General features: G+C 66.8%; 6 protein-coding genes and 1 tRNA gene. 6 read left to right on the top strand and 1 reads right to left on the bottom strand.

The window, feature by feature from the left end; genetic code table 11:
- The 6 genes from rsmB to VSO01S_RS10110 all read left to right on the top strand — a co-directional run.
- Nucleotides 1–1,139, top strand: a 1,139-nt coding sequence (gene rsmB, locus VSO01S_RS10135; RefSeq protein ID WP_068641937.1) for a 16S rRNA (cytosine(967)-C(5))-methyltransferase RsmB, incomplete at its 5' end; no start/stop codon positions are given.
- Nucleotides 1,140–1,176: 37 nt separating this feature from the next.
- Nucleotides 1,177–1,758 (top strand): DUF4390 domain-containing protein, encoded by a 582-nt coding sequence (locus tag VSO01S_RS10130; protein ID WP_084241791.1) that lies wholly within the window; start codon nucleotides 1,177–1,179, stop codon nucleotides 1,756–1,758.
- Nucleotides 1,759–1,820: 62 nt separating this feature from the next.
- Nucleotides 1,821–4,103 carry a sensor histidine kinase gene (locus tag VSO01S_RS10125; RefSeq protein ID WP_068641943.1) on the top strand — a complete coding sequence of 761 codons (2,283 nt, stop codon included), beginning with the start codon at nucleotides 1,821–1,823 and terminating at the stop codon, nucleotides 4,101–4,103.
- A 20-nt stretch (nucleotides 4,104–4,123) separates the two neighbouring features.
- On the top strand, nucleotides 4,124–4,819 hold the full coding sequence (locus VSO01S_RS10120) for a response regulator (RefSeq protein WP_068641935.1): 696 nt from the start codon (nucleotides 4,124–4,126) through the stop codon (nucleotides 4,817–4,819).
- A 52-nt stretch (nucleotides 4,820–4,871) separates the two neighbouring features.
- A tRNA-Phe gene (locus VSO01S_RS10115) sits at nucleotides 4,872–4,947 on the top strand.
- A gap of 301 nt (nucleotides 4,948–5,248) precedes the next feature.
- Nucleotides 5,249–5,950: a hypothetical protein gene (locus VSO01S_RS10110; RefSeq protein ID WP_161944429.1), complete on the top strand. Its 702-nt coding sequence runs from the start codon at nucleotides 5,249–5,251 to the stop codon at nucleotides 5,948–5,950.
- Between the two features lie 50 nt (nucleotides 5,951–6,000).
- On the opposite strand, the gene VSO01S_RS27095 is transcribed toward VSO01S_RS10110, so the two are convergent.
- Nucleotides 6,001–6,303, bottom strand: coding sequence for a hypothetical protein (locus VSO01S_RS27095; RefSeq protein WP_153305203.1), 303 nt, complete (start codon nucleotides 6,301–6,303; stop codon nucleotides 6,001–6,003).
- Between the last annotated feature and the right edge of the window lies 1 nt (nucleotide 6,304).

Here is a 6,304-nt window from a genome sequence, read left to right as displayed (position 1 = left end):
GCCGCACGCCGCCGCCGCCGGCCGATGCGCTGCTGTGCAGCGCGCTGGCGCTGGCCTGGCAAGCCGAGCAGGCGCCGTACGAACCTTTCACCCTGGTGGACCAGACGGTGGAGGCTGCCAAGCGCGACAGCACCACGCGCGCCCAGGCGAGCTTCATCAATGCCTGCCTGCGCCGCTTCCTGCGCGAGCGTGCCGAACTCGTGGCCGCGACAGACCGCGAGCCGGTCGCCCAGTGGAACCATCCCCGCTGGTGGATCGAACGGCTCAAGCGGGATCACCCGCGTTCCTGGCAGAAAGTGCTGGAAGCCAACAACGCGCATGCGCCCATGACGCTGCGCGTGAACCAGCTCAAGACAGGCGTCGGTGAGTACTTGCATGCCCTGGAGCTGCTGCAAATGAAGGCGCATGCCGTGGGCAGCAGCGGCGTGCAACTGGACCGGGCCCGCCCGGTGCGCCAGTTGCCCGGTTTCGAGGAGGGCGAGTTCTCGGTGCAGGACGCGGCGGCGCAACTGGCTGCCCCCTTGCTGCTGGACGGCCTCGCGCCGCCGGTGGGGCGCCCCTTGCGCGTGCTGGATGCCTGTGCCGCCCCCGGCGGAAAGACGGCGCATCTGCTGGAACATGCCGGCCAGCAGCCGGTGGAAGTCACGGCCCTCGAAGTCGATGCGCAGCGCAGCTTGCGCATCGGCGAGACGCTGCAGCGCCTGGGGCTCTCGGCCCGTGTCGTGGTGGCCGACGCCGCCCGGCCCGAGCAATGGTGGGACGGCACGCCCTACGACGCCATCCTGCTGGACGCACCCTGCACCGCCTCGGGCATCGTGCGCCGCCATCCGGACGTGCGCTGGCTCCGGCGCGAGAGCGACATCGAGCAGTTGGCGGTTCAGCAGGCGACCTTGCTGGCCAGCCTCTGGCCGCTGGTCAGGCCGGGTGGCCGCCTTCTTTATTGCACCTGCTCGGTCTTCCGGGACGAGGGGGTGCACCAGATTGATGCGTTTCTTGCACACAACACCGATGCCGGATTGCTGCCTTCCCCGGGTCATTTGCTGCCGCAAAGCGGGCGGAATGCCCGCGGCCTCCCGGACAATCCCTTAGGTGATCACGACGGTTTCTTCTACGCCCTGCTGGAAAAGCACCCTGGCTGAGGCCCGGCGCCCGGTCGGGGCGCTGCGGGCGCTGGGCCTGATCCTGCTGGTTGCCCTTCTTGTCTTCTGGCTGCCTGGCGCCCAAGCCAACAACGCGAACATCGAGGTGACCCAACTGCGCCTGGAGCGCGGCGACGACGGCGTCTACCTGAGCGCCGCCGTCCAGTTCGAGCTGCCGGACCTGGTAGAAGACGTGCTGGACAAGGGCATTGCCATCTATTTCGTGGCAGAAGCCGAGATTTACCGCGAGCGCTGGTACTGGATGGACACCCGTGTGGCGCAGGTCGCCCGCCACATGCGCCTGGCCTACCAGCCCCTCACCCGGCGCTGGCGGCTGAACGTGTCGCCGGTGCCCATCACCAACGCCGGCTTCGGCGCCTCGGTGGCGCAGAACTTCGACTCCCTCGGCGATGCACTCGACGCGGTCAAGCGCATCGGGCGCCTGCGCCTGGGCGACAACTCGGAGATCAACGACGATCCCGTGCAACCGGTGGTGTTTCGCTTCCGGCTGGATACTTCACAGTTGCCTCGGCCGTTCCAGATCGGCGTGGTCGGCCAGTCCGACTGGAACATCGCCGTCGAGCGCAGTGTGAAGCTTCCCATGGAGAAAAGCAGGTGACTGATCAGCCGCGCGGGCGTGCGCGTGCCCCGGCAACGCCGGCCGCGCGCCGCGCCAAGGCCATGCGCTGGGCGATCGGCGTGGGTGCGGCGCTGGTCACGGCCATCGGCCTGGTGCTGATGTTCCTGCTGGCGCAGGCCACCAACAACCGCGCCCTGTACGAACGCAACTACGCGCGCCTGTTCGGCATCAACGTGGTGGTGGCGGTGCTGCTGGTGCTGGTGCTCGGCTGGGTGGCGTTCCGGCTCATCCAGCGCCTGCGGCGCGGCAAGTTCGGCAGCCGGCTGCTCATCAAGCTCGCGGCGATCTTCGCGCTGGTGGGGGTCGTGCCGGGGGTGCTCATCTACGTGGTGTCCTACCAGTTCGTCTCGCGCTCCATCGAAAGCTGGTTCGACGTGAAGGTGGAGGGCGCACTCGACGCCGGCCTCAACCTGGGCCGCGCCACCCTCGATTCGCTCACGCAGGACCTTTCCAACAAGGCTCGCACGGCCAGCGCGCAACTGGAAAACGTGCCCGATGCCAGCGCCGGCCTCGCGCTCGAGCGGGTGCGCGAACAGCTGGGTGCCAGCGAGGTGGTGCTGTGGAGCGGCAGCGGCCAGCAGATTGCGGGCACCGGCACCGCGCGTTTCCAGCTGAGCCCGTCGCGGCCCAGCGCCCAGCAGTTCCGGCAGGCGCGCAGCGACCGGGCGGTGGCGCACATCGAAGGGCTGGACGAAGTCGAGGGGGCGCAGGCCGGCACCGGGCCGCCGGCCGCCAGCATCCGCGCGCTGGCCCTGGTGCGCCGGCCGGGTTTCGATCTGGGCGGCGAGACGCGCTACCTGCAGGTGACGGTGCCCCTGCCGCCCGCTGTGGTGGCCAATGCGCTGGCCGTGCAGGAGGCCAACCGCGAATACCAGGAGCGCGCCCTGGCCCGCGAGGGCCTGCTGCGCATGTACATCGGCACCCTGACCCTGAGCCTGTTCCTGGCCGTGTTCGGCGCCGTGCTGCTGGCCGTGCTGTTCGGCAACCAGCTGGCGCGCCCGCTGCTGGTGCTGGCCGACGGCGTGCGCCAGGTGGCGGCTGGCGACCTTCGGCCGACCGCCGTGCTGCCCGGCAAGGATGAACTGGGCGGCCTGACCCGCTCCTTTGCCATGATGACGCAGCAGCTGGCCGAGGCCCGCGGCGCCGTCGAGAAGACGGTGGGCGAGCTGGATGCGGCGCGCGCCAACCTGCAGACCATTCTGGACAACCTGACCTCCGGCGTGATCGTGCTGAACGAGTCGGGCACGGTGTTGTCGACCAACCCGGGCGCCACCCGTGTGCTGCGGGCGCCGTTGGCAGCGTACGAAGGACAGAAGCTGGCGGAGGTCCCGGGGCTGGAGGCGTTCGGCAATGCGGTGCAGCAGCAGTTCGACGACTTCGAGGTCGAGCAGGCCCAGCACGGGCTGGACCATTGGCAGCACGCCTTCGAACTCCACCCGGACGGCCCGGGTGGCGGGCAGGAGGCCGCCGTCAACATCGTGGCGCGGGGCGCCGAGCTGCCGGGGCAGACCCGCCTGCTGGTGTTCGACGACATCTCGGAAATCGTCTCGGCCCAGCGCGCCCAGGCGTGGGGTGAGGTGGCCCGCCGGCTGGCGCACGAGATCAAGAACCCGCTCACGCCCATCCAGCTCTCGGCCGAGCGGCTGGAGCACAAGCTCTCGGGCAAGCTGGCCTCGGGCGAGCAGGCGGTGCTGGCCAAGTCGGTCAAGACCATCGTCGACCAGGTCGACGCCATGAAGCGCCTGGTCAACGAATTCCGCGACTACGCCCGGCTGCCCGCGGCCGAGCTCAAGCCGGTGGACCTGAATGCGCTCGTTTCCGACGTGCTGCATCTGTACGACAACGAGGCCGGGCACGCCGTGAAGGTGCATGCCGAACTGGACCCGCGCTGCCCGCCCATCCGCGGCGATGCGCAGCAACTTCGCCAGGTGATCCACAACCTGTTGCAAAACGCCCAGGACGCCACCGAGGCCGCCGCCGCCGCGCACCCCGAAGTGCCGCGCCAGCCAGTGCTGGTGCGCACGCGCCTGTCCGACTCGGGGGAGCGCGCGCGCCTCACGGTGCAGGACTGCGGCGCGGGCTTTGCCGAGAACATCCTCAAGCGCGCCTTCGAACCCTACGTCACCACCAAGTCCAAGGGCACCGGCCTGGGGCTGGCGGTTGTAAAGAAAATAGCTGACGAACACGGCGCCCGCATCGAACTTTCCAATCGCATGCAGGACGGGGCTGTGGTAGGGGCGCAAGTGTCGCTATCATTCGCATTGGCGGCAGAACAACGGCCTGCCGCCCCCAACCCGCCTTCCGAAGAAAACACCGTCGCCTGAGCGCGCACCTACAAGCATTCATGGCAAACATACTCGTGGTCGACGATGAGCTGGGCATCCGCGACCTGCTCTTCGAAATCCTCAATGACGAAGGCCACAACGTCGAGCTGGCTGAAAACGCCGCCGAGGCACGCGCGGCGCGCCAGCGTGCGCGGCCCGACCTGGTCCTGCTCGACATCTGGATGCCCGACACCGACGGCGTCACCCTGCTCAAGGAGTGGTCGACCGCCAACCTGCTGACCATGCCGGTCATCATGATGAGCGGGCACGCCACCATCGACACCGCCGTGGACGCCACCCGCATCGGTGCCTTCGCCTTCCTCGAGAAGCCGATCACCATGCAGAAACTGCTCAAGGCCGTGGAGCAGGGCTTGGCCCGCGAAAGCGCACGCCGGGCCGCCGCCGCCGTGGTGCCCACCACCAGCACCTACTCGCCCGTGGTGACCACCACCGGCGAAAGCTCGCTGGTGCCCGCGCCCTCGATGTCGCCCTTGCCCGACCCCGGCCCGCAGTCCACCCAGAGCTTCGACCTCGACCGCCCGCTGCGCGACGCGCGCGACGGATTCGAGAAGGCCTACTTCGAGTTCCACCTGGCCATGGAGAACGGCTCCATGACCCGCGTGGCCGAGAAGACCGGCCTGGAGCGCACCCACCTGTACAGAAAATTGAAGCAGTTGGGCGTCGATCTTTCGAGAGGCCGTAGAAGCGCTGTATAATCGTGGGCTCCAACCCGAATTCTTGGGTTGGGCGTCTCGATCAAAAGAGAATGGCCCGGTAGCTCAGTTGGTAGAGCAGCGGATTGAAAATCCGCGTGTCGGTGGTTCGATTCCGCCCCAGGCCACCAAATTACTTCGCCCATCAAAGGCGAAACCCTAAAAGCCCCAAGTAGATCAACAACTTGGGGCTTTTTTGTTTTCCGCATTCATCCGTCTGCGGCCATCGACGTCCGCAGGATTTTGCAGCAACTTCTAAAGTAACTGGCAAGTTGGCCACGCGCAGTCGAAAAGTTACTGCGTAGACGTAGAGGCAAGGACCGCGGTGGCGCGTCTGCAAGCATAATGGTGGCCAGGCGTCCGCCTCAGCTTCCAGCGGCTGCAAAACAGACCGACCTCATACCTTCCCTTTCCCAACGACTCATGCACTCCATGGGCGTCGGGCAAGTAATCGCTGGATTGCCCGACCTCACTTTGGAGATCTGCATGTCTGTCGATATCTCGAGCCTGGCCTACGCGCTTCGCACGGCCAGTGAAGGTTCTTCCCATCCATTGAGGCACGGCCACGCGATGGAGCTGATCGCAGCTGCGCTGGGCTACGGCTCGCTGGCCGCGTACAAGGCCGGCATCGCCGAAGGCGACGAGCGCGCTGACCTCGCCGAAGCGGGCAACCTGGTGCTCAACGGCCAAGCCATCATTGATCGAGCGGCGCAGTTGTCGTTTATGGCCCCCTCGTTGACGCACCTGGAAATGGTTCTGAACGCGTTTGCCACCTGCCTCCCCCGGGCCCGGCGCTTCCAGAATGAGAACGATCTCTTCAATGAGATCGTCAACTTGATCGATAGGAAGACTCTCAATGACGGGGAGGTCTCCGGCGCCATAGCCTCCACGAACAGCAACGGATACGACGAGATCTACTTGCCCTTTGATTTTTCGCTTGACGAACTTCCGCCGCCCGGCGAGACGCACCACGTGGAAATTGCGGGGCACATCAACATGGAGGTTGACCTTGAGCGACCGTATTCAGGCCACAGGATCGACGTGAGCGCCGTGCTGAGCCTGGAACGCGTCGGGCGTTGCGCGATCAACGTCAGGCACATCCCGCAACCGACGACTCGCAACTGTGGTCACTGAGTCGGCTAAGCGAACAAACCGACCCAGTGCTTCGCTAGCGTAATGCGCGGTCATCGGCGCCTTCCGCCCAGCTCGGGCAACCCCAGCGCCGGACGATGGGCGTGGGCGGCGCAACCGATCGCGCCCAGGCCAGTAGCGAGCCCGCCCAGTAGGCCTCGCAGTGCAGCCTCACGCCTGGCCCGGATCACCTGAGCACGCTGTGCGTGCGCACGCTGCTGTGCCTGAATGGCTTCGAGTTCGTAGCTGATCGAAGCCAATCTGGCGTCGAGCGCCGCGCATCGAGCTTCGAATTCAAGCCGCGCCGCGATTCGCGCCAGCGCCGGCGCGTTCGATAAGGGTTTGAAGCTGGCCACT

It is taken from the genome of Variovorax soli NBRC 106424, from assembly GCF_001591385.1.
Lineage (GTDB): Bacteria > Pseudomonadota > Gammaproteobacteria > Burkholderiales > Burkholderiaceae_C > Variovorax > Variovorax soli.
The sequence above is the reverse complement of the archived record's forward strand: the minus strand, read 5'-3'. Positions and strand labels throughout refer to the sequence as shown.

What these genes read in the sequence shown, in the direction of transcription:
- VSO01S_RS10125 (WP_068641943.1), top strand. Translation starts at nt 1,821, where the DNA reads ATGCGCTGGGCGATCGGCGTGGGTGCGGCGCTGGTCACGGCCATCGGC.
- VSO01S_RS10110 (WP_161944429.1), top strand. Translation starts at nt 5,249, where the DNA reads ATGGGCGTCGGGCAAGTAATCGCTGGATTGCCCGACCTCACTTTGGAG.
- VSO01S_RS10120 (WP_068641935.1), top strand. Translation starts at nt 4,124, where the DNA reads ATGGCAAACATACTCGTGGTCGACGATGAGCTGGGCATCCGCGACCTG.